General features: G+C 43.7%; 22 protein-coding genes and 1 pseudogene. 14 read left to right on the forward strand and 9 right to left on the reverse strand.

Features of this window, described 5'->3' with window-relative positions; translation table 11 throughout:
• Window positions 1-49 precede the first annotated feature (49 nt).
• Both CC90_RS0116190 and CC90_RS0116195 read right to left on the reverse strand, forming a co-directional pair.
• Window positions 50-1,123 carry an undecaprenyldiphospho-muramoylpentapeptide beta-N-acetylglucosaminyltransferase gene (locus CC90_RS0116190; RefSeq protein ID WP_031391784.1) on the reverse strand — a complete coding sequence of 358 codons (1,074 nt, stop codon included), beginning with the start codon at window positions 1,121-1,123 and terminating at the stop codon, window positions 50-52.
• 31 nt (window positions 1,124-1,154) lie between these two features.
• Window positions 1,155-1,397: a TIGR03905 family TSCPD domain-containing protein gene (locus tag CC90_RS0116195; protein ID WP_031391785.1), complete on the reverse strand. Its 243-nt coding sequence runs from the start codon at window positions 1,395-1,397 to the stop codon at window positions 1,155-1,157.
• A gap of 239 nt (window positions 1,398-1,636) precedes the next feature.
• On the opposite strand from CC90_RS0116195, the gene CC90_RS0116200 reads away from it, so the two are divergent.
• From CC90_RS0116200 to CC90_RS0116265, 14 genes are all read left to right on the forward strand, one after another.
• Window positions 1,637-2,503 (forward strand): hypothetical protein, encoded by an 867-nt coding sequence (locus CC90_RS0116200; protein ID WP_031391786.1) that lies wholly within the window; start codon window positions 1,637-1,639, stop codon window positions 2,501-2,503.
• A 186-nt stretch (window positions 2,504-2,689) separates the two neighbouring features.
• Window positions 2,690-4,039, forward strand: a complete 1,350-nt coding sequence (locus CC90_RS0116205) for a glucose-6-phosphate isomerase (protein WP_031391787.1) — start codon at window positions 2,690-2,692, stop codon at window positions 4,037-4,039.
• Window positions 4,040-4,322: 283 nt separating this feature from the next.
• Window positions 4,323-4,730, forward strand: a complete 408-nt coding sequence (locus tag CC90_RS0116210; protein ID WP_157837558.1) for a DUF4430 domain-containing protein — start codon at window positions 4,323-4,325, stop codon at window positions 4,728-4,730.
• Window positions 4,731-4,756: 26 nt separating this feature from the next.
• The gene (locus CC90_RS0116215) at window positions 4,757-5,257 is read left to right on the forward strand and encodes a hypothetical protein (protein WP_031391789.1); all 501 of its coding nucleotides are present in this window, start codon (window positions 4,757-4,759) and stop codon (window positions 5,255-5,257) included.
• A 155-nt stretch (window positions 5,258-5,412) separates the two neighbouring features.
• On the forward strand, window positions 5,413-5,673 hold the full coding sequence (locus CC90_RS0116220; RefSeq protein ID WP_108702648.1) for an HPr family phosphocarrier protein: 261 nt from the start codon (window positions 5,413-5,415) through the stop codon (window positions 5,671-5,673).
• Between the two features lie 117 nt (window positions 5,674-5,790).
• Complete coding sequence (locus CC90_RS0116225) at window positions 5,791-6,699, forward strand: LysR family transcriptional regulator (RefSeq protein WP_031391791.1); 909 nt, start codon at window positions 5,791-5,793, stop codon at window positions 6,697-6,699.
• A gap of 129 nt (window positions 6,700-6,828) precedes the next feature.
• A complete protein-coding gene (locus CC90_RS0116230) occupies window positions 6,829-7,473 on the forward strand; it encodes a hypothetical protein (protein WP_031391792.1) in 645 nt (214 codons plus the stop codon).
• A 234-nt stretch (window positions 7,474-7,707) separates the two neighbouring features.
• Window positions 7,708-7,842: a hypothetical protein gene (locus CC90_RS24855; protein WP_278245482.1), complete on the forward strand. Its 135-nt coding sequence runs from the start codon at window positions 7,708-7,710 to the stop codon at window positions 7,840-7,842.
• A 110-nt stretch (window positions 7,843-7,952) separates the two neighbouring features.
• Complete coding sequence (locus CC90_RS0116240) at window positions 7,953-8,582, forward strand: TetR/AcrR family transcriptional regulator (RefSeq protein ID WP_031391794.1); 630 nt, start codon at window positions 7,953-7,955, stop codon at window positions 8,580-8,582.
• Window positions 8,583-8,690: 108 nt separating this feature from the next.
• Window positions 8,691-10,469 (forward strand): ABC transporter ATP-binding protein, encoded by a 1,779-nt coding sequence (locus CC90_RS0116245; protein WP_051869690.1) that lies wholly within the window; start codon window positions 8,691-8,693, stop codon window positions 10,467-10,469.
• Complete coding sequence (locus CC90_RS0116250; RefSeq protein ID WP_031391796.1) at window positions 10,462-12,201, forward strand: ABC transporter ATP-binding protein; 1,740 nt, start codon at window positions 10,462-10,464, stop codon at window positions 12,199-12,201. The genes CC90_RS0116245 and CC90_RS0116250 overlap by 8 nt, the downstream gene beginning before the upstream one ends.
• A gap of 32 nt (window positions 12,202-12,233) precedes the next feature.
• On the forward strand, window positions 12,234-12,818 hold the full coding sequence (locus tag CC90_RS0116255; RefSeq protein WP_031391797.1) for an MptD family putative ECF transporter S component: 585 nt from the start codon (window positions 12,234-12,236) through the stop codon (window positions 12,816-12,818).
• Window positions 12,815-13,531 (forward strand): energy-coupling factor transporter transmembrane component T, encoded by a 717-nt coding sequence (locus tag CC90_RS0116260; protein WP_081906032.1) that lies wholly within the window; start codon window positions 12,815-12,817, stop codon window positions 13,529-13,531. Before CC90_RS0116255 ends, CC90_RS0116260 begins: the two co-directional genes overlap by 4 nt.
• A gap of 14 nt (window positions 13,532-13,545) precedes the next feature.
• Window positions 13,546-15,030 carry an ABC transporter ATP-binding protein gene (locus tag CC90_RS0116265; RefSeq protein ID WP_031391799.1) on the forward strand — a complete coding sequence of 495 codons (1,485 nt, stop codon included), beginning with the start codon at window positions 13,546-13,548 and terminating at the stop codon, window positions 15,028-15,030.
• Between the two features lie 80 nt (window positions 15,031-15,110).
• On the opposite strand, the pseudogene CC90_RS25310 reads toward CC90_RS0116265, so the two are convergent.
• The 7 genes and pseudogenes from CC90_RS25310 to CC90_RS0116300 form a co-directional block, all read right to left on the reverse strand.
• Window positions 15,111-15,323 (reverse strand): annotated as a pseudogene (locus CC90_RS25310) (helix-turn-helix domain-containing protein); the annotation flags it as partial.
• A 436-nt stretch (window positions 15,324-15,759) separates the two neighbouring features.
• Window positions 15,760-16,149, reverse strand: coding sequence for an iron chaperone (locus tag CC90_RS0116275; RefSeq protein ID WP_031391800.1), 390 nt, complete (start codon window positions 16,147-16,149; stop codon window positions 15,760-15,762).
• 82 nt (window positions 16,150-16,231) lie between these two features.
• Window positions 16,232-16,480: a helix-turn-helix domain-containing protein gene (locus CC90_RS0116280; RefSeq protein ID WP_031391801.1), complete on the reverse strand. Its 249-nt coding sequence runs from the start codon at window positions 16,478-16,480 to the stop codon at window positions 16,232-16,234.
• 259 nt (window positions 16,481-16,739) lie between these two features.
• The gene (locus tag CC90_RS0116285) at window positions 16,740-17,597 is read right to left on the reverse strand and encodes a helix-turn-helix transcriptional regulator (protein WP_031391802.1); all 858 of its coding nucleotides are present in this window, start codon (window positions 17,595-17,597) and stop codon (window positions 16,740-16,742) included.
• A gap of 139 nt (window positions 17,598-17,736) precedes the next feature.
• Window positions 17,737-18,384, reverse strand: coding sequence for a YczE/YyaS/YitT family protein (locus CC90_RS0116290; protein ID WP_051869698.1), 648 nt, complete (start codon window positions 18,382-18,384; stop codon window positions 17,737-17,739).
• A 331-nt stretch (window positions 18,385-18,715) separates the two neighbouring features.
• Window positions 18,716-20,779 carry a methyl-accepting chemotaxis protein gene (locus CC90_RS0116295; protein WP_031391804.1) on the reverse strand — a complete coding sequence of 688 codons (2,064 nt, stop codon included), beginning with the start codon at window positions 20,777-20,779 and terminating at the stop codon, window positions 18,716-18,718.
• A gap of 32 nt (window positions 20,780-20,811) precedes the next feature.
• A complete protein-coding gene (locus CC90_RS0116300) occupies window positions 20,812-22,635 on the reverse strand; it encodes a heparinase II/III domain-containing protein (protein WP_031391805.1) in 1,824 nt (607 codons plus the stop codon).
• Between the last annotated feature and the right edge of the window lie 16 nt (window positions 22,636-22,651).

The following is a 22,651-nucleotide window of genomic DNA, read 5'->3' on the forward strand; positions in this document are numbered from 1 at the left end:
AAATAATCACTGCTTTCTTCTCTTTTGTATGACCTTGATTCCGGCGGAATCAGCGGCCGTTTGTGGTATCTTCGATGAGATCGGTAATCGTGCGGATAGAATTAAGCTGATTGCTCTTGCTCATCGCGTCTATATATGTCTGTCTGGTGAAATAAAGCTCATGGACCTTTTCCACCAGTAAGTTTTCTGTAAGATAATCCTCATCGATCAAAAGGCTGAAGCCCTGCGATTCGAAGGACTTGGCGTTTGAAAGCTGGTCGCCGCGGCTGCTGTGGGCAGAAAGCGGAATAAGAAGGTTGGGCTTCTTAAGCGCCAGAAGCTCGCAGATAGAGTTAGCACCGGCTCTGGAAACTACCACGTCGGCCATAGCGAATATGTCCTTTAGCTCTGTCTTCACATATTCGAATTGTTTATAACCCGCAATATTTAACATCAGGTTATCCACTTTATCTTTTCCGCAAATATGAACTACCTGAAAGTCCTGCAATAACTTGGGTAAAGCGTCACGTACCGTCTTATTAATGGCTTCTGCTCCCAGACTTCCTCCGATAACCATAACTACCGGCTTGTTGGAAGTGAATTTGCATATGTCGTAGGCGGCTATCTTGTTGCCCCTGGCTAACTCCTCGCGAATCGGGGAACCGGTCAGTACGGCCTTTCCTTCGGGAAGCATCTGAATGGTCTCGGGGAAGTTACAGCACACCTTGGAAGCTACGGGAATACAAAGCTTATTGGCCAATCCCGGAGTCATATCCGATTCATGGATAATGCATGGGATATTCAAGGAGGAAGCGGCACGAACCACAGGAACGCTGACGAATCCGCCCTTTGAAAAGACGATATCGGGCTCAAGATCCTTTAAATATTTTCTTGCTTCCGAGTAGCCTTTCATGACGCGGAATGGGTCTGTAAAATTCTTCGGGTCAAAATACCGGCGGAACTTGCCGGTGGCGATTCCGTAATAGGGTATATCGAAGTCTTCGATTAATTTTTTCTCAATACCTTCATAAGAACCTATATAGTATATTTCATAATCCAATTCCCGAAGTCTTGGAATTAACGCAATATTTGGAGTTACATGACCGGCCGTTCCGCCGCCGGTAAGTACGATTCTTTTTGTCATTTAATTAAATGCCTCCAGACTTAATTATTCGTTATTCACCTATCATAGCTGCAAGCGCATTTGCAAGTTGATCAGGACAAGAGGTGGATCTAAAGCCGCATGTGGTTCCTCTTAATTTTTCGATGGCTTCCTCCGCCTTCATTCCTTTTACCAGCTTAGATATCCCTTGTAAATTGCCGTTGCATCCTCCGGTAAAGGAAACGAACTCGATAATCCCATCATTCAATTTAATATCGATCGATGTTGAACATACGCCCTTCGTCTGATATTTCATATGAATAATCACGCCTTTCTAAAACAAATTATCAAAAAATATGCAAACCAAAAGAACGCATCAGCGTTCCTCTCTTAAACATATGTACATGTATTGCAATAATTATAACAGAAAGAATTATATTTTTCCAGTGGTATTCCTTCATCTTGTCGAAAATTGCAATGGATTACAGCCTGCCGTCTATTGAGATGCGCAGTACTTTTGTTTATAATATCTAAATCGGGAAAAGGAGGTTTGCTATGCTTGAGGTCTTTCTGGAACACAAGCTTCTTTGCGGAGCTTTTCTAATACTCTTATTATTGAGCATAATATGCCAGATTATGATAGGAGCAATATACCAAAAAATGATAAAAGAGACGGATAATATGTCTTCTACCAACAATAAGTTTTTGAAACAATGCAAGTTGAAGTTTGCTCACTGTTATCAGTTGAACGAAGGAGTGTCCAATATACCCATATTTGTGGATAAGTTTATCTCCAGAGTATCCTTTATGGGGATATCTCTGACAGGATTTAAACATCTGTCCGGACAGCTTATGCTCTTGTCTATCGTAGCTGCGGGAGCCGGAGCCTGCAGAGAGATTGTGAGCGGGGAAACGGTAGGAAAGGTGCTTCCTTATTATATTATCAGTTTTTTAGGATTATATGTATTTTTTTCTATTTCCGGGTTGGTGGATATACAGGGTAAACGGGAAAGATTAAAAGTGAATCTGGTAGATTATCTGGAAAATCATATGGCGAATAAACTGCGCCAGTCGGCCATTGATTGGGCGGAAATCACAGGGGGAGAAAAAATAGATAATGCCGGGCTCGTTAAGAAAGCAGAGAAAGCGGACAAGCCGGAAAAGAACAGCATAGAAATAAAAAATAGTACGGAAATAAAAAGCAGTGCGGAAACAAAAAACAGTTTGGAGCCGAAGAGGGACATCGAGGCGATGCGGGAGGAAATTGGTTTGGCGCCGAGACGCAAGGAACAGGAGGCCGAACGGAGGAGTAAAATGGAGGAGGACAAGCCTGAGCCGTTTCGTAAGGATTATAAGAAGACGATATTTTCCCATCAGGAAAAACAAGAGCTGGAGGAGCTGCTTAGGGAATTTTTTGTATAGGGGATACTGAGTAATCTAATGTTTCTCTTGAAAAAGAAATACAACTTTGCTAAACTTAACGTGATTACTTAATGAGTGTCTTTAACTTAATGGGTATTTTTTACTCAATGAGCGTTTTTTACTCATTTATAATACGAATATAAACCCGGGAAATATCAATCCGGGCAGATAAAAGGAGCGAGACAAATGAGCAATAAAGTTACATTTGATTATTCCAAGGCTTCACAGTTTATAAGCGGTCATGAAGTGGAGCTTATGAAGAAGCTGACCTTGGATGCAAAGGAAGTTTTAGTTTCCAAGACCGGCGCTGGTAATGATTTTCTTGGATGGATTGATTTGCCGGTAGACTATGATAAAGAAGAGTTTTCCAGAATTAAAAAGGCGGCGGCTAAGATTCAGTCCGATTCAGAGGTGCTTCTCGTTATCGGGATCGGGGGTTCTTACCTCGGTGCGAGGGCGGCAATCGAATTTTTAAGACACAGTTTCTACAACTCTGTGGACAAGTCTGTGAGAAAAACGCCTGAAATTTATTTCGTAGGCAATTCCCTCAGTTCCACATACATTAAGCATCTTATAGAGGTAATCGGAGACAGAGATTTCTCCATTAATATGATAAGCAAATCGGGTACGACTACAGAGCCTGCCATCGCATTCCGTGTGTTTAAGGAAATGATGGAGAACAAATATGGTAAAAAGGAAGCAGCGGGAAGAATTTATGCTACGACTGATAAGGCGAGAGGTTCTCTTAAAAATCTGGCTACCGAGGAAGGCTATGAATCCTTCGTTGTTCCCGATGACGTGGGAGGACGATTCTCTGTTCTCACCGCAGTAGGTTTGCTTCCGATAGCAGTCAGCGGAGCGGATATCGATCGTCTGATGGAAGGTGCAGCCAGCGGAAGAAAGCGCGCGATGGAAGCTTCTTTTGAGGACAACGATGCATTGAAGTATGCTGCACTTCGCAATATTTTACTGCGAAAAGGCAAGACAATAGAGGTTCTCGCTAACTATGAACCCGGCGTACATTATGTTTCTGAATGGTGGAAACAGCTGTATGGTGAGAGCGAAGGAAAGGACCAGAAGGGTATATTCCCTGCAAGCGTAGACCTTACCGCAGATTTACATTCCATGGGACAGTTCATACAAGACGGAGCAAGAACTCTTTTTGAGACGGTAATCGATATCGAGACGAGCAGAGAAGAAATCATACTCGGTACCGAGGCTGTGGATTTGGACGGCCTTAACTATCTTGCAGGCAAGACGGTAGATTTTGTAAATAAGAGCGCGATGAACGGAACGATCCTTGCCCATACTGACGGTAATGTTCCGAATCTGATCATACATGTGCCTGAAGTAAATGAATTCAATCTCGGTGAGTTGCTCTATTTCTTTGAGTTTGCCTGTGGCGTCAGCGGATATCTTTTGGGTGTAAATCCTTTCGATCAGCCGGGCGTGGAAAGCTATAAGAAGAATATGTTCGCACTTCTTGGTAAACCCGGATATGAAGCGCAGAGAGAAGAGTTGCTGAAAAGATTATAATTATTATTCAGAGATATTTTGAACTGCGCATCGGAATAAGAACGGCAAGCAGAGACAAATATGGATTAGCAGAAGTGAAAAAAGCAGGAAAGAAGTTTTATAAGAGTAAGCAATAATACAATGGAAAGAGCTTCTATCGTTTCAGATAGAAGCTCTTAGTAGTGTAGTAAAAATTAGTTTATGAAAATGGAAGCATATGTTATGCTTAAAAGTAAATAAAAACGGGAGGCTATCCGACTTTAGTAAATAAGGAATGGCGTATGAAAGGAGTATTGATATAAAAATGAAACAATGGACTAAAAAACAAAAAATTATGCTGGTGGCGGTTTTTGCCATTATAGTGGCAGCAGTAGGCATCGTTGCAGGAGTGGTGAATTATCGCGTCACACAGGAAGGCGTAAAGCATTTCCAGGTAGTAGTGACCTCCGAGCGGGACGGATATTCTGAGACGACAGAATGTAAAGCGGAGGAGGAATATCTGGGGAATTTCATGCGCACCTTCGAGGGCTGCGAATGGCAGGATTCCGATTATGGTATTTATATTACCGGCTTTGACGGAATGGAAGAAGATATAGACAATCAATATTGGTGGTGTGTAATGGTAAACGGTGAATCCGCGACGATTGGGGCTGATGAGATACCTTTGAAGGACGGTGAAATCTACAGCTTTGTTTTGATGCAGGGCTGGTAAGCCCGGTTGCGGGAAGGCGGGAGCGGATGCCGATTAGAAAAATGACAAGAATTGCGCTTTTAAGCGCGGTTCTTTATGTTGCGAAGGTGACGTTAGAATTTTTGCCGAATGTGGAGCTTGTGTCGTTTCTGACCATTATATATACGCTGGTGTTTGGAGCGGAGGCCTTCCTCATTGTTACGGTCTTCAATATGTTCGAACTGATACAGTGGGGGTTTGGCGTATGGTGGGTATCTTATCTCTATATATGGCCCCTGCTTTGTCTGGTGACACTTCTGTTAAAGGAACTATTACAGGAGGAATTCGTGCTGTGGGCTATTGTTTCGGGGCTCTTCGGCCTGATATTCGGCTCCTTGTTTGCTATAGCTTATCTTCCGGTGGACCCTTCTTATGCGCTGGCTTACTGGCTCAGCGGATTGACTTGGGATGTGTGGCATGGAATCTGCAATTTTATTATTATGCTGCTGATCGGCAAACCGATGTATGCTGTGATGATTTTGGCGAAGAAAAAGGACGGTTTTCCTTAAAAAAGTCAATAAATGGTAAAAAGTAATAAAATTTTAATTATTCTGACAAAAATTGTTCATTCTTTTTATATCCAAATATGATAGAATAAATAAAATTGGCCGTAGAAGGCATAATACATTGGGTGTGGTTTACATTATGGAAGGTAGGAGAAAAAGTGAAATCGGTAAAAGTTGTCTTTAATTCAATGGAGGAATGTCAGAAGTATATTAGAGCTGTGGAAAGTTTCCCCTTTAATATAGACTTACAGTGCGGAAGCCGTATCATCGACGGAAAATCTGCGCTCGGCATTCTGGGATTTGGACTCAGAAAGGTGTTGGAACTTCGGGCTCATACAGAGGAGCCGGAGGCTTGGTCGGAGCTTCTCGAGAAGATAGAATTCTGCACCTGCGGAGAAGAAATGAAAATGGCAATATAAAGCTGAAAAGGGATTGCTTGACCGCAATCTCTTTTTCATGTAATAGGAAAATGCTCCTATTACAGAAACTATGGATGCTTAAATCTTGATGAAAGGTAAAACAGTAAAGGTGATACCATGACTCTGCAGCAATTAAAATACATAGTAACCGTAGCAGAAACGGGAAACATTACGGAAGCTGCAAAGCAGCTTTTCATTTCCCAGCCCAGTCTGACCAATGCAATTCATGAGTTAGAGAAGGAAATGCAGGTAACCATATTCAACAGAACCAACAAAGGCGTTGCTGTCTCAAATGAAGGAGACGTGTTTCTGGCTTACGCCAGGCAAGTTCTGGAGCAGGCAAGCCTTTTGGAAGAAAAATTTCTGCATGTGAAGGAACAAAGCCCCCGGTTCTCAGTATCATGCCAGCATTATTCCTTTGCAGTCAACGCTTTTGTAGATGTTATCCGTGAATTCGGCGGAGAAAAATATGACTTTACCCTGCGGGAAACACAGACATACGAAATTATCGAAGATATAAGCCGATTGAAAAGTGAGATCGGAATATTATATAAATCTTCCAAGAATGAAGAAATCATCGATAAGCTTATAAAACAATACGGTTTGAAGTTCGAAGAATTATTTACGGCGGCCCCCCACGTCTTTATTTCTTCCAGGCATCCGCTTGCGGAAAAAGAAATTCTGACCCTGGAAGATTTGGAGGAATATCCATATCTTTCCTTTGAGCAGGGAGATTATAATTCCTTCTATTTTTCTGAAGAAATTCTAAGCACTTTAGACAGAGGCCGGAATATTAAGGTCAGAGACAGAGCGACATTATTCAATCTGGTAATAGGCTTGAACGGATATACTGTCAGCTCCGGAGTGATCAGTAATGAGCTGAACGGAGAACAGATTATTGCCAAACCCCTTCAGGTTGACGAGTACATGATAATCGGAACGATCACTCAGAAAAATATGCCGTTGAGCAGATATGGAAAAGCCTATATGGAATCATTAAAAAAGCATACCGGCAGCTTGATATAACCTTAAATTATATTGGATTACCGGTTTTTATATTTTTCATAATGGCCGTAAAGCTATATTGATATCCACAAATATATGATAGAATAAAATCTGATTTGTAACTATCATAGGAGAGGTCATGGAGAAAATATGGTAACCTTTTTGAATAATATGAGAATTGCAGAACACAAGCTTTCTATATGGAAACAGGTAATCTATACGATTGGAATTTTGAGCCTTGGCATTATTTTAGGAGCAGCTTCAAAATATTTAGACTGTACTCCTTCTAATGAATTGCCTTATTGGATTGAAAAGTTAGATTTCAGAAACTTTTTCGGACGATTTGCAATATGGATATTCCTTGCGGTATGTATTTCGATTTACAGTAACACATCTGTAAGAGCTACTGTCAATGTGTTTGTTTTCTTTGTGGGAATGGTTGGAAGCTATTATTTGTATTCCAAGTATATTGCAGGATTTTTCCCCAGTAGTTATGCATTGATTTGGATAGGATTTACAATCATTTCACCGCTGTTAGCATTTATCTGCTGGTACGCCAAAGGCAGCGGAAAGGTTCCATTCATTATTTCTGCAGGAATTATTGCTGTATTATTTAATACAGCCTTTGCATATGGTTTTGGATATTTTGATGTGAAATCGCCATTAGAATTGACCGTATTTGTGCTTGCAATTATTATATTGCGCCGAACGGTAAAAGAAACGATTATTATGGCAGGCATGGGTGCTGTTATTGCATTTGTCTTAAATAGTATTGTTCCGTTTCAGTTTTGGTGACAGGGAAAAACCAAGAGGGTGAAAGTACTGCAGTGCTTTCGCTTTTTGTTTATGTAATAGGAGTGTGTTCCTGTAGCATAAAGGAGTTTAGATTTAGAAAAGCAATATTTGCATGTCTCTTAACTCAAAATGAGAAGAGAAAAAATTTAACAGCCCTTATACTAAACAGAGATAATGAATTTAGCAATTCTTTACCTGCTTAAACAACACAATACAGAAAGGGCATTAGATAAAATGAATGACATAAGACTTCCGAAGCTTTTCAGTGACGGCATGATACTTCAACAAAAGACCGAGGTACATATATGGGGCTACGACCTGCCGGGCAGGAAAGTCAAGATTTCCTTAGGGGAATGTATTTTTCCCTAATAAGATAAAAATTCTCAGCATGGATATTTTCAGTTCTATTGACAAACATAAATTCATATGCTAACATAAACGACGTTAGCTAACTGTGTTCGCTAAATGGGAGTGATGAAATGCCAAAGGATAAGAGCGGAACACTGGAAAAAATAATTCCGTGCGCGAAAAGGGAATTTTTAGATAAGGGTTTCGAACGAGCTTCCCTGCGCAAGATTGCCGCTGATGCGAATATGTCCGCGGCAGGATTATACCGTCATTTTGAAAGTAAGGAAGCTATGTTCGATGCACTGGTGGCCCCCCTCGTGGATATATATCTTCGCAACTATGAAGAATCCATGCAGCGCAGCTATGAGCTTCTGGATACGGAAGAAATCAAAAAGTTCTGGGAAGTCTCCGAAGAGGAGGGCCTGCAATATATAAACTTTATTTATGACCATTTTGAGGAATTCAAACTCCTGCTAACTTGTTCGGATGGTACAAAGTACCAGAGCTTTATGCATGATATCTCGGAAATGGAAGTCAGGGAAATGACGAAACTGATGGACGAGCTGCGAAGCAGAGGTTTTTCGGTAAAGGATATTTCGCAGGATGAGCTTCACATGCTCGTAAGCGGCTATGTTGCTTCTGTTTTTGAAGTAGTCATTCACGACTATCCGCGGGAAAAGGCTATTGCACAGGCAAAAACACTGATGGAATTTTTATATCCTGGTTGGATAAAGGCCTTCGGTATGGAGGGCATGGTTTAATAATGGAACTAATAAAATGAAATGCCGGGGATTCGTCCCCGAATTTTTCATTTTATGGGTTAGTTAACACTAACTGAAATCGTTCGCAAAAAAACGGGGTGAATACACTTGAAAAAAGAAAAAGAGCAAAGCCCGCTCAGAAGGCTTATGAGGTTCGCATCGCATCATAAGGGAAAATATATTGCCTCCATGATTCTTGCGGCCGTCGGTGTTGCCGGGGGACTGATTCCTTATGTGGGAGTTTCTCAGATTATCATTCACTTGCTGACCGGGGCAAGGAGCGATATGAGATTTTATCTGATGTGGTGCGGCATTTCGGGGGCCGGGCTTATCCTCAAAACCATTTGCATGAACTGGTCGACTGCCCTGTCTCACGAGGCAACATTTTCAGTCATCGCGGAGGTACGCACCAAACTGGCCCGGAAGCTGGCCCGCATCCCCATGGGATATGTACTTGAAACGCCATCCGGAGGGTTCAAGAACATCATTGTGGAAAAGGCGGACAGTCTGGAGACGCCGCTGGCGCATGTGCTGCCGGAAATGACCTCCAACCTTCTGATTCCGTTTGGTATTATCATATACATGTTTATTCTGGACTGGCGTATGGCGCTTATTTCGCTTATCACACTTCCACTTGGGTTTATTTTCTACATGATGATGATGCGGGATTATGCTGAAAAATACGCCGGTGTTATGAAGGCAGGTAAGCATATGAGCGCAACCATGGTAGAATACATAAACGGTATTGAGGTTATCAAAGCCTTCAATCAATCCGCAAAGTCTTATGCGAAGTTCACCGATTCGGTAAAGGAAAATGTAAACGTAGTTTTGGACTGGATTCGCTCTACACAGGTGTATTCAGACATTTCGCAGGGGGTCTGGCCGGCTGTGCTGGTGGGCGTATTGCCCGTCGGATGTCTTTTTTACATGGATGGTTCGTTGGGGGGCGGAGAGTTTATTACGATTGCAATCCTGTCCCTTGGCATTTCTGCTCCAATTTTATCCGCCATGATGTATACGGATGATATCGCGAAAATCGGTGCTGTTGTGAGAGAAGTGGGACAAGTGCTGGATTTGCCGGAACTAAACCGTCCTAAGGAAAATAAAAAGCTGGTAAACCGGGATATTGTGCTTGAACATGTTTGCTTTTCTTATGGGCAGGAGGAGGTACTCTCCGATGTAAATTTAGAAATTGAGAAGGGTTCGATTACAGCCTTCGTCGGACCGTCCGGAGGAGGAAAGTCCACCATTGCAAAGCTCATAGCCTCCTTCTGGGATGTAAGCGCAGGGCGCATTATGCTGGGCGGTGCAGATGTCCGTGATATACCGCTTAAACAGATTATGGACGAGATTGCCTATGTATCGCAGGACAACTATCTGTTTAACGACACCATCCGCAACAATATCCGAATGGGAAAACCAAGTGCCACGGACGAGGAGGTCGAAGCTGCTGCGAAGGCTTCGGGCTGCCATGACTTTATTATGAAGCTGGAACACGGTTACGAGACCGCCGCCGGTGGAGCCGGAGGGCACCTTTCCGGTGGAGAAAGGCAGCGTATTGCTATTGCCCGGGCCATGCTTAAGGATGCAGACATTATTATTTTCGACGAAGCAACCGCCTACACCGATCCGGAAAACGAGGCGGTGATTCAAGCGGCGGTATCCAAGCTCATCCACGGCAAAACGCTGATCGTTATTGCGCACCGCTTGTCCACCATTACCGATTCGGATAAAATCGTGGTCATTGAAAATGGCAGGGTTCTGGCAGAAGGAACGCATGAGTTACTTCTGAAGGATTGTAAACTGTACCGCCGTATGTTTGCCGCACACATGGAAGTGCGGGATGCTTACGCAGCAGATATTGAGGGGAGGGATATCCTTGCTTGATATATTCAAAAAGTTCTTCCGGTTTGCGGACAGCCAGAAGCCAAAATGGGTGAAAAGTATCGTCTTTACCTTGTTCAAGTCCGTTTTTGCATCCACTCAGCTTCTTGCCATCGCCATCGTGCTGCGCGGGATTGCCACGGACTCCGTGACCCATACGACGGCACTGTCCGCACTGGGAATCATGCTGGTAAGTATCATAGGCACGATTGTTATGCGGCATCTGGCTCAAAACAGCCAGTCCTTCGGATGTTATATTATGAGCGGAGATAAGCGTATACAGATTGGTGACCGGCTGAAGCTGATGCCTATGGGGCATTTTAACAGCCATAGTCTGGGCAACATCACTGCTGCTGCGACTTCTACCATGGAGGACATTGAAAATACCGCGCCGCGTATCATCGTCAGCTATCTTAACGGCCTTATTCACGGTTTTGTCATAACCCTTGCGCTGATTATCTTCGAGTGGAAGATTGGGCTGATCGCTATGGCAGGGTTGGTATTGTTTCTGCTTATTAACATTTTGCTTCACAAGCGCGCACGCAAAGCATCACAGATCAGGCAGGAGGCCCAAGCCGAGCTGGTGGATGCGGTGCTGGAATACATACAGGGAATGAGTGTTGTAAAATCCTTCGGAATGGAGGCGGCAGCCGGACAAAAAATCCACCGGGCAATTGCCGACAGCGAGCGAAGAAACATTGGTCTTGAAAAAAGTACCATCCCTTTTATGGCCATGCAGCAGCTTGTCCTGCGCGTTATCAGCACAATTATGATTACTCTGTCGGTAGTACTGTATCTTTACGGAGCTATGGATCTTTCAATCTGTCTGCTGATGCTTCTTTCCGGTTTTATTGTATTCAGCGAGCTGGAGAGCGGCGGCAGTATGTCGGCCTTCCTGCGTCTGATTGACGCCTCCATTGACCGGGTGAATGAAATACAGAAAACCCCTGTTATGGATCTCGAGGGGATACAACAAAAACCTGCTAATATGGACATTGTTTTCAATGATGTATCTTTCTCTTATGGTGAAAAAACTATTATCGACCATGTTAGCCTTGCGATACCTGCGAAAACGACCACAGCGATCGTCGGGCCGTCGGGCAGCGGAAAGACCACACTGTGCAACTTGATCGCCCGTTTTTGGGATGTGGGCGAAGGCAGCATTATTTTGGGCGGTATAGATATTCGGGAATACAAGCTGGACAGTCTCCTGCGAAATATCAGCATGGTTTTTCAGCAGGTATATTTGTTCAATGATACAATCGCCAATAATATCCGGCTTGGAAAGCCGGAAGCGACCATGGAAGAAATCAGAGAAGCTGCACAAAAGGCCTGCTGTCATGATTTTATAAGCCGGCTGCCGAACGGCTATAACACGGTCATCGGCGAGGGCGGCGCCACGCTCTCCGGCGGAGAAAAGCAGCGCATTTCCATCGCCCGTGCGCTTTTGAAGGATGCACCCATTATCATATTGGATGAGGCGACTGCAAATGTAGACCCGGAAAACGAAAATGATCTGCAAAAGGCAATTAGGTCACTGACAAGAGACAAGACTGTGATTATGATTGCGCACCGTCTCAAAACGGTACGAAATGCCGATCAGATCATCGTGCTGGATGCGGGGAAAATCGTGCAGACAGGCACACATGATGAGCTGTTTGCGCAAAAAGGACTCTATGCGGACTTTATTCATGTTCGTGAAAAAGCCGTGGGCTGGAAAATTGCCGGCACGTAACGCTAATTTATCATTTTATGGAGGATATCGGAATGACAAAGAAAAAACTGGATGTAAAGGATTTGATCAACGTAGGAATCTTCACCGCAATTTATTATATCTTATTGATTGTTGCTGGCTTTTTGGGGTATATTCCCATCTTTTCAGTACTGTTTCCGCTTGTGGTTGCTCTTCTTTGCGGGATTCCCTTTGTTCTCTTTTTGACAAGGACCAAGACCTTTGGCATGATTACCATTATGGGCGTGCTTTTGGGAATTTTGAATTTTGCTTTTGGGCAGGGTTGGTATTCAATTGCCACCGGCCTTCTCTGCGGCCTGCTTGCAGACTTGATATGCAAGGCCGGAGAGTATAAGAGCTGGAAGCATATGGTTGTGTGCTTTTGTGTGTTCAGCGAATGGATAATCGGCTCGATGCTTCCTATGTGGATTATGAAAGACAGTTATTTTGAAATGGTGCGTGATATGCAGGGCATCGCTTTTGCCGGATCGCTGGAGTCTCTGATCACCGGCTGGATGCTGGTGCTGCTTATCGTTCTGACGGCAGTCGCAGCCGTCATTGGAGCATATTTAGGTAAAACTGTGCTAAAAAAACATTTTATAAGGGCAGGAATCGTATGATGCCGCAGCCTGAGTTAATGAAAGCGGCAAAAGATATACAGCTTGACCCGCGGACTAAGATATATCTTTTACTACTCATAAATATCGTCATATTCTCTACCAATCCCAGCGGCTGCCAACTGATCGCAAAAGGGGCACTGGCGGCAGTACCCTTTGCTCTGCTGTGCAGCACCGGGATGTGGAGGCAGGGCTTTATCTACGCTGTCTTATATGTGGCAGGTCAACTGGCAGAAATCTATCTTACCGCATATGCTGCCGGAGCGTGGGGCCTTCTGATGCGCTTTACTACACAGATGCTAAGCAGGTTCGTTCCAATTGTCATCATGGCCTACTATTTGGTCAGGACAATGGAAGTCAGCGCATTTATTGCTGCAATGGAACGGATGCATGTTTCGAGAAAAATTATTATCCCGTTTGCAGTTTTATTTCGCTTCTTTCCAACTATTGCTGAAGAATCCTGTGCGATCAATGACGCCATGCGCATGCGCGGTATCGGTTTTCGCGGGAGTCCTTTGGCGGTGCTGGAATACAGGCTTGTTCCCCTGATGATGTCGATTGTAGGGATTGGCAACGAGCTGTCGGCGGCGGCAGTCACAAGAGGACTGCGCATCACAGGAGAGCGCACCAACATATATAAAATCGGATTTGGCGTATTGGATGCTGTGTTTGGCCTCTGGGCGACGACGGCTGCAATACTGTTTTTTATTTTGTAGAAGGAGGGATGTACGTGATCAATTTGAAGGATGTATCCTTTTTCTATGCAGGAAGTGAATCGGAGCGCGGAATAAGAAACATCAATCTGTCGGTTGGCAAAGGCGAAGTGGTACTGCTGTGCGGTGAGTCCGGCTGTGGAAAAACAACGGTGACCCGGCTGATAAATGGACTGATACCCCATTACTATGAGGGACAGATGAGCGGAGAGGTTCTGATCGGCGAACAAAAAATCCATGAACTGCCATTGCACGAGACATCCCGGCTGGTGGGTTCGGTCTTTCAAAATCCTCGTTCTCAATTTTTTAGTGTCAGCACTACCAGCGAAATTGCCTTTGGCTGTGAAAACATGGCTCTTCCCGTTCCTGAGATTTTCCGGCGGATCGATCAAACAGTGCGAGAGTTTAAAATTGAAAGTTTAATGAATCGGAGCATCTTTAAGCTCTCCGGTGGGGAGAAACAGAAAATCGCCTGTGCGTCCGTCGCTGCATGCGATCCTCCCATACTTGTGCTGGACGAGCCATCTTCCAATATGGACACGGATGCGGTGGAGGAACTGCGCAGGATCATTGAAATATGGAAAAGAAAAGGAAAAACTATTATCATTGCCGAACACCGGCTATATTATCTGAGGGAATTGATTGACCGTGTGATATATATGAAAGATGGAGTAATTGCAGGAGAATATACCGCCCGCGCATTCAGGGCTCTCCCTCCGGAGAAGCTCACGGAGATGGGACTGCGCCCTCTTTCCCTTTCAGGTATAGTAAGAAAGTACGCTGCAATGCCTGAATCGAATGAGACTATGACTCTTTTAGGGTTTTCCTATTCTTACAAGCATGCCGCATCCACAAGGGCGGCACTTAACATGAAGAATTTTTCGATTCCTCGAAATGCTATTATTGCTATAGTAGGAAAAAACGGAGCAGGGAAATCCACCTTTGCCCGGTGCCTGTGTGGGTTGGAGAAAAATTTCGGCGGAACGGTGGAAGAAGAAAATCAAGCGCTGCGGTCAAAACAGTTACTGAAAAAATCTTATATGGTAATGCAGGATGTAAATCATCAACTTTTTACTGAGAGCGTGCTGGATGAAGTGCTGCTCAGTATGAAAAATGAGCAGGAAGCATCGGCCGGGCATATTCTTGACAGCCTCGATCTGCTTCCTTTGAAGGAATTACACCCTATGTCGCTTTCCGGAGGGCAGAAGCAAAGAGTAGCGATCGCCGGGGCCGTTGGAAGCGAACGGGAGATTATTATTTTTGATGAGCCTACAAGCGGCCTTGACATATATCATATGAAAGAGGTCGCATTAAATATAGAACGCCTGAAAATGCAAGGAAAAACCGTTTTTGTAATTACGCATGATTTGGAGCTTGTCATGGAGTGCTGTAACCATGTATTGCATTTTGAAAACGGAAAGGTAATAGGGAACTATCCCCTTAATTCTGAAGGCTGCAAAAAACTCAGATTATTCTTCGGTCATATACCTGCAAGTGATTAATATAGTACTCCAAACAAGCAACAGGAGCCACTGACGGCTCCTGTTGCTTGTTTTATCCTGTATTTGATTTGCCGTTAACGTTAACCCCGCTTTTGTTTTTTTGCCTTATAATTTAAATTCTTATACTCTGATGGAGTACAATTCTTTGCCGCTTTAAATATTCGATTGAAGGTGGAAAGACTGTTAAAACCCGACTGCATTGCAACCTCGGTAATAGAAATATCAGGCTTAATAAGAAGTCTTTCTGCATGTGCGATTCTCTTTTGCGTTAAATAATCATAGCACGACATATTGGAAAACTGCTTAAATAATCTGGCGAAATGAAACTTGGAAAACCCTGCCAAATCGGCGAGGTCGTCCACCTTATATTTTCCGTGCAATGATCGGTAATATAGTTGCAGACCATCATGAACTTCTCCACATATTCATGCTGTTTGCTGTTAGTAATGCCTGGGAACCGGATGTTAGCGTTCAGACTGACACTTCCCAGAGTGACAAAAAAGCGTATCATAAGAGAATAAACATAAGCTTCCGCAAAGGGAGATTTTGTGTTGTATTCACGGCTGATTTCCTCTAAATAAAACTGCAGCCTTTTGCTCAACTCGGGCTGCTCGCTTTCTGTAATTAACGTATAGGGATGGAGCATATGAAGAAGGGAGTCCATTCCTTTCAAATTGCAAATAAGGCTGACATCGAAACCCAACTTCTCCTATTAATGACTTGTAAAAGCTAATTTTTCTCTATTTCATAGCCCCATTTTGCAATTTCTGCAATTAACTCCAGAGGAAGCGGCCTGCTATGCGGAAGCTGCAATGCACCTTTACTCGTTTTATATTCTCCAAGTCTTGGTAAGAAATGCGCCATAGCCTTCTCACCGGGATATATTCCAATATGATTTTTAAACGATGCGAAATGAATTATATTGTGTCTGTTCCAATAAGTGGGCATTTGCCATGATATACGCTCCTCTGCGTCCGGAATCGCAGTCCGGATCGTATCCCTTACCAGATACAAAAGCGGCTGAACGCTCTCCGGTTGTCCGGCAATATACTCATCTATTGTTTTTGGCGGTTCATTGCGGCGATCGATTTGATTAATATTGTTTGCTTCTTCTTTCATCTGTTTCCTCCTTAATTTAACATACATAACCTATTGTATTCATGTAATACTATCTTTCTTATACACATCCAAAGGATGTCCATTACCGTCCTTCCGGTTTAAATTTCAACTCCTTAAATTCCTTTGGAGAAATTCCGAATTCCTTTTTAAACGCTCTATAAAAACTGGAATAATCCCTGAAGCCAAAAGACTGATACACCTGGCTGATATTATACTTGAAAATATGGGAAATATAATACTTACTTACGAAAAATTTATTTGCAATTGCATCCAGCGTAAGCTCCTCCTCCAAATGCATGATCAGGCCGTTGATGCCCAGCGCAATGCGCACATTCCTTCCGAACCGCTGACCCTGCAGATGAATACAGCTCGGCAGCGTATAGTGGTTCTGCGACCACAAGAACGGTATGGAAAGGCAGATGAGTCCTTATCGATAAGTTCCTCTTCACCATCAATCATTGACTTGGCCTCATCGGCAGTGATTTGCATATATTCTGCCTGCTTCGCCTTGACTTCTTTTCCACAGCCTGCAAGCAGAAAAAAAGAGCTGACAATAAAAGTATTAGTTTCATACTATGGCCCTTTCTTGCTCAGGAATTAAACCGGGCATATTTCTTCGGAGATATGCCCACTGCTTTGGTAAAGGATTTTAAAAAGTTACTATAGTCGTTAAAACCGCATTTTTCACAGGTCTCCGTCACGGAATGCCCTTCATTTAGCAGAGCTTTTGCGATGGTAATTCTTCTCGCGGTAATGTATTTGTTAATTGTAGTTCCGGTGGTGGACTTGAAGATACGGCACAAGTAAGAACCGCTTAAGTAAAAGTATTCCGACAGCATCTCAAGCGTCAAGTCTTCAGAAATATGTTGATTGATATAAGAAAGAATATCATCCACCTGAGCATGATTTGTTGTGACCGCTTCCTTATATTTGCGGTGGCAGGATTCATCAAAAAACTTATTTAAAAATACCATGAGCTCCGTAAGAGCCGAACGCTCCGTCAAATCTGTGCCGAAGCCTTCGGCTTCCGCTATTTTATGTATCAGATAAATAAAGCGTTTACCCAAATCGGAATCGAGATGAAATTTATGAGGATAATCAGCATTTCTGTGAGTAAAGCAGTGGCTTAAGTCGGTTATTTTAGAAGAAATACGACTTAAATAATCGGGATGGATGGAGAGAACAATTCTCTCGTGAATGCGGGCATCTATCTGTGTCAGGTGATGGCTTTCATACTGGTTAATAAAGAAAATATCTCCCGGCTCAATCGTATAAAACCGGTTATCGATCAAGAACTGCTTGCCTCCGGATATAGAATAATAAATCTCGTAGCAGTCGTGTATATGCATGTCCAATGGCTTTTCATCGCTGTAAAGATGCGCAAGAGAAAAATACTTGTTTGTAATGCAATACTGAATCGCTTCCATGTTGGATGTAAATTCTTTCATGACTTTTTGCACCTTTCCCTTTTCTTTTATTTTAACTATAATCTTAAGCTTATTATCGCTTCATCTACCATTATAAGGGGCACGTTTAGCATTTACAACATTTTCATCAATTCGATTTCTTTATTTGCAGTTTCTTAATTTAAACTTGCTTTAGTAATTTCTTTGAAACATTCCTTGTAAAAAACTGTATCGAAGGTCCAAGCATCAAAACCGTGAGAAAAGTTCCGATGCCAACTAACCCGCCTACAATTAAAGCTATAATTACTGCGGTTCCGTCACAAGCGATACGACAGAAAAGATAAGGCAAATGAGCTTGTTCTGATAGTCCGAGCGAAAGGTAATCATAGGGGGAGATGCCTGAGGCTGAAGTCTGATAAAGGGATACGCCCATTGCCGATATAAGAATAGCAGACAGCAGAACGATCAGCCGAACCGGATAAGTATCAGAGAGTGTAATGTAATGGGTATCCAAATACATACAGAAATCTGCCACATAGCCGACCAGGGTCCAATTAACCAATGTTCCGATTCCAATATATTTTTTTCCAAAAAAGAACTGAAAGCTGAAAAGGAATAAATTAAATAACAAAAGAAAAGTTCCGTAATTTAAAGGAGTCCTCATGGACAAAGATAATGTCATTGCAGAAAAAGGATCATTGCCCAATGCCGCATGGCGGTAAAAAGCAATTCCGATACCAAGCAGAGTATTCCCTGCGAACATACATAGAATTCTGCGAAGACCAAGATTCGATAGGTATTTTACTAAAATAACAAGTGTTTTTTTCATTTCAATTAGTTTCTCCTTAGCCCGCTTTCCTGTCACTTTAAAAGAGTTTCCCAACAAAAGTGCCTGTAAACAAACACCGTAGTATAGGAAACCCCTTATCATCATGTTACACACCTATGAAGCGAAGTATCTGAAAACAGATCTTCGGTTTATTCGGTGCTTTATTACTTTGGTAATTATACATTACAAAGTTTGTTTTGTAAATGTTATTTACGATATGTTGTTAAGCACCGGTTACTATTCGTTACTGTTCACTCCGTTCTCAGCAACGCATGACTTCTGCGATGCCGGGAGGTGTTTTTGGCAGACAAAATCCGTAGAAAAATTCATCTTATTCTACCACAAAATGTTCCATCTTCTTCTCCAGCGTATCCATATCCTCCATCAAGTTCTGAGATATAGAATCCATTTTCTCCGCATTTATCAAAAGCTCATCTGCCAGTATACCTACCTTGGCGGCGGAGTCGGAGGTGGATTCAGTAACCTCGGTAATCCTTCCGACGGCAAGCTTGGTCGCATGGCGTCCAGCGTTTACGCTTTCCACGTTCTGGCTTATTTCATCTACGCTCATGATGAGTTCCGTCATTCCGAGACTCAGCTTATCGAAAATGACGGCCATTTCTTTAACACCTTTCTCCTGCTCGCCAACGATTTCCTTCGCTTCCTGTGCATTGCTCGTAGTCTCCTGCATTTGGGCCATGATGTCATTTACTGTATTTTGAATTTGTTCCGCCGCTTCCAGGGAATTGTCCGCAAGCTTGCGTATTTCCTCTGCGACCACTGAGAAACTGCGGCCTGCGGCACCTGCGCGGGCAGCTTCAATGGAAGCGTTTAAGGAAAGGAGCGTGGTTTGCTCTGAAATATCGTTGATAATGCCGATAAATGCTTCGATGGACTTCGCTTTCTGAGACAAATAGGAAATGTTGTCAATGACCTTTGCCGTAACCTGTGAGGTGGAATCCGAGCTGTGAGACAGCGAATTCATCTGCAGTACTCCCGATTTGATCATTTCGTGGCTGGAAGAAGCAAAGGTCTCTATTTTTCCTACTTCCTGCAATACCGTTTTTATTTCCCCGGACAACAAATCCATTTTCTGCTGGCACTCGTTGGCGTTTTCTCTCTGGTTTTCGATTCCCTGCCGGATTTCCTCGATAGCATGATTGATATCGCCGGAATGGCTGTTTACCGTATCGGAAGTATTTTTAACTTCGCCGGAGGTTTCGGATACCCGGGAAACACTTTCCTTAAAGTCGTGAACCAAAACACGCATATGCTCTAACATTTGGGTAACGCTCTGCCCTATACTGCTGAATTCATCATTTCCCCGGATTTTTATCTCAGCCGTAAGGTCTCCGGAAGAAGACTTGTCAAGACCTGCCATAATAAGCTTCATTCTTCTGCTGATTTTTATAGAAATCAAAGCCGCGAGAACGCTGGCGATGACACAGGATAAAATAACGAGAAGAATGGTAATGGTTTTAATATTGTTTGCTTTCTCAGTCACAATATCTTTTGGTATTAAGGCATATACGACGATATCCGCGATATTGTTCCTGGAGGCAAGGAGAAGATAGCTCATGCCTCCCTCTTTTATGTAACCGGTAGTTTGTGTTTCACCGGAATTTTGAAACTGCTTATAAAAATCACCGTCTGTCAGGGTAAAATCCAGCTCGCTGCCGGTAACCACTTCTCTGCCGCCGCTTGTTATAAGCCCCACCGTACTGCCTGCGCCAATATCTGTTTTATCCAGAATGTCCAGGATCATGTTTTTGCTTATATCAACAACAACTCCCGCCTTTGAATTGTTAGAAGCGCAGTAGTAGGAAAGAAGATAATCTTCCGTACTCGTCCCCAGCCTCTCATCAATGATAGCGTGGGAATCCAGCCAGGCAGAGAATATGCCGGAACCGCAGGTTTCCTGAATCTCCGTCTCCAACTCATCGTAGAAGCCGGTGCCGCTCCCCTTTTTCATATCCTTTGTAGTCTGCATAATAACGCCGGGCTGAGTGATGATATGTATGTCATGAATGAACTTATTGGTAGTACGTGCGGACTCCATGCCGGATTTCATGCTGTCAATGGTCTGTATCTTCTTGGAGTTATCCCCTTCGTACAGACCCAGATAATACTTATTCATGTTAGGATCGTTGGCATATTTCAAGGCTTCGGCTTCTCCCAGTTGAAGACCCAGATCAATATACTGATCGATCATTTTTATGGCAGCCAGAGAGGAATCCTCATATTTTTCCCTTATACCTTTTTCTGCCTGGGAGTAGGCAAGTACGCCTACGAGTATAACGCAGAGAATGGGAATGATAAAGGCAACGCTGATTTGTCTTATGATACCGTGTTTCTTAGATAATTTGATTTTTTTCTCTTTCCTTGTTTTTTTCATTGCTTCCTCCTTTTGTACACTGCAATGCGGTTCTATGAAATCAGTATTTTCAAACTGTTTTTATCCGGCAGGACCAGAATCCGGTAGATTTCGTGCTCCCAGACAGCCTTTAGACGAGGATCGGCAACCGGAATTTCCTCTATTGTATAAATGCTGCCGCCCTCTATCTGCATCTTTCCCAAAGAGCCTATGGAAACCGTGGGGCTGTTCTTGTCGGATAAGTGACTGGCCACAGGCTTTTCATAGGTCATAAGGCTGATGACTACCTGAGAAAGGGGAACGGAAAAAGAGTCCTCAATAGTGATGTACTTTCCCTTGTATAGGGCAGCATGCCGTTTATAGAAAAGAAGGCCGCATTCGGGGGGATAAGCTCCGGAAATATCCATTTCGATATCGCATACCTCCTTTTCCATCCGGTAAACGACATCCTTTGCCTTATATTCGGCTCCGTCCTTTTGCATAAAGCCGCCCACGGTAGGAAGGTTGTGGTAGGCGGACTGCATGGTCCATATTTCGTAACGCCGGGAAGAGAAAGTTTTCTTCGTATAGCTTTCCACTCCGATGTCGATGAACATAGGCTTGCCGTTCTTGTATACGGTAAAGCTTCCGGTATCGTTGTGGTTATGACTGTCCCCGTTACCCCCTGCCTTTACGGCAAGGCAGAACTGTTCATCTCTTGCGATAAAGAGACCCGTACTGGGATAAAAGATATCCCGGCGGGAAAGAGGAAGGCTGGTATCACAGCCCCTTATCCCGGCAGCAGTAAATGCGTTCTGCAAACGATAGTATAAATTATTTTCTGAGGATAAAAGGAGAGAAGCGGGCAGATCCTTTTTGAAATCGTCAGCGGCAAACTGCGCCATTGCCTTGTTGCCGGTCCGCCTGGCAAATAAATATTCCCGTACTCCCGCACGCCCTGCGGCGGGGGAACAATCTGCGAAGTTCACATAGTATTTGTCGTCAATATGAACGTTCAGTATGTAAGAAGCAATATTCCGGATCTTCGTATCTTCATAGAGGGAAGCGAAGCGGCCGTTTGTTATTGCGTTTAGTATCTCCATGGTATTGAACAGGCATAGACCGGCATGGCGATAGTACTGAGCACCTTCGTCACAGCAGCCGTCCTCACCGTATTCGGCAAGAAAGTAATCGGTACTTTTACAAGCCTTCAGAAAAATGTCGTACCGGATATCCTCATTTCCATCCGTTAAGAAGGCGGATAGCAGGACATTTTGCGTACACCAGATCGTCCAGTTATTCATCGGCTCATTTCCGTTGCCCATCCACCAGAAATGGACATTTAAATATGGGGTAAAAATGCGGTGCTTAAGCTCCGAGAGAATTCGTTTCGTTATAAAGGGGCTGATTTTATCGAGAGGGTCCCTCATCAAATAATAAGCTGCAGCCAGAACCGCGCCCGTCTCGCAGGCAAACAGATCTAACACGGGAGCTGTCGTATCGGGCAGGGGAAGCTGCGGGCAGTCGCGTATGTAGGAGTTGTGCGCCGGAAGCTGCCATGCGCTTTCCTCGCAAACAGAAAAGATACCGTTTATAATATCCTGAGTAAACCGCCCTTTGTTTTCTGCGCATTCCGCCAGTACCAGCGCACTTAGGGCCAGACGCTTAGCGAAGGATTTGGACTCGAACCGGACTCTGTTCCCTGTTTTCGAAAAATCCATGAAATCCGAGGCTGAGATATAAGGAAAGGAAAACTCCAGATATTTTTCGCCCAACCCGATCGCTTCCTTTCGCCACTGCGCATCCAGGGAATCCCAAGCCCCTCTGTCGGTAATGGGGGCAAAGGGGGCAAAGGGAATAAGGGGATGCCGGTACTCTTTAGCTAATTCAAAAAACATACGGTTAACCATACCT

Source organism: Kineothrix alysoides (assembly GCF_000732725.1).
Classification (GTDB): Bacteria; Bacillota; Clostridia; order Lachnospirales; family Lachnospiraceae; genus Kineothrix; species Kineothrix alysoides.

Coding starts and splice junctions, on each gene's coding strand:
- CC90_RS0116190 (WP_031391784.1), bottom strand. CDS start 1,123: ATGACAAAAAGAATCGTACTTACCGGCGGCGGAACGGCCGGTCATGTA.
- CC90_RS0116195 (WP_031391785.1), bottom strand. CDS start 1,397: ATGAAATATCAGACGAAGGGCGTATGTTCAACATCGATCGATATTAAA.
- CC90_RS0116200 (WP_031391786.1), top strand. CDS start 1,637: ATGCTTGAGGTCTTTCTGGAACACAAGCTTCTTTGCGGAGCTTTTCTA.
- CC90_RS0116205 (WP_031391787.1), top strand. CDS start 2,690: ATGAGCAATAAAGTTACATTTGATTATTCCAAGGCTTCACAGTTTATA.
- CC90_RS0116210 (WP_157837558.1), top strand. CDS start 4,323: ATGAAACAATGGACTAAAAAACAAAAAATTATGCTGGTGGCGGTTTTT.
- CC90_RS0116215 (WP_031391789.1), top strand. CDS start 4,757: ATGCCGATTAGAAAAATGACAAGAATTGCGCTTTTAAGCGCGGTTCTT.
- CC90_RS0116225 (WP_031391791.1), top strand. CDS start 5,791: ATGACTCTGCAGCAATTAAAATACATAGTAACCGTAGCAGAAACGGGA.
- CC90_RS0116230 (WP_031391792.1), top strand. CDS start 6,829: ATGGTAACCTTTTTGAATAATATGAGAATTGCAGAACACAAGCTTTCT.
- CC90_RS24855 (WP_278245482.1), top strand. CDS start 7,708: ATGAATGACATAAGACTTCCGAAGCTTTTCAGTGACGGCATGATACTT.
- CC90_RS0116240 (WP_031391794.1), top strand. CDS start 7,953: ATGCCAAAGGATAAGAGCGGAACACTGGAAAAAATAATTCCGTGCGCG.
- CC90_RS0116255 (WP_031391797.1), top strand. CDS start 12,234: ATGACAAAGAAAAAACTGGATGTAAAGGATTTGATCAACGTAGGAATC.
- CC90_RS0116260 (WP_081906032.1), top strand. CDS start 12,815: ATGATGCCGCAGCCTGAGTTAATGAAAGCGGCAAAAGATATACAGCTT.
- CC90_RS0116275 (WP_031391800.1), bottom strand. CDS start 16,149: ATGAAAGAAGAAGCAAACAATATTAATCAAATCGATCGCCGCAATGAA.
- CC90_RS0116285 (WP_031391802.1), bottom strand. CDS start 17,597: ATGAAAGAATTTACATCCAACATGGAAGCGATTCAGTATTGCATTACA.
- CC90_RS0116290 (WP_051869698.1), bottom strand. CDS start 18,384: ATGAAAAAAACACTTGTTATTTTAGTAAAATACCTATCGAATCTTGGT.
- CC90_RS0116295 (WP_031391804.1), bottom strand. CDS start 20,779: ATGAAAAAAACAAGGAAAGAGAAAAAAATCAAATTATCTAAGAAACAC.
- CC90_RS0116300 (WP_031391805.1), bottom strand. CDS start 22,635: ATGTTTTTTGAATTAGCTAAAGAGTACCGGCATCCCCTTATTCCCTTT.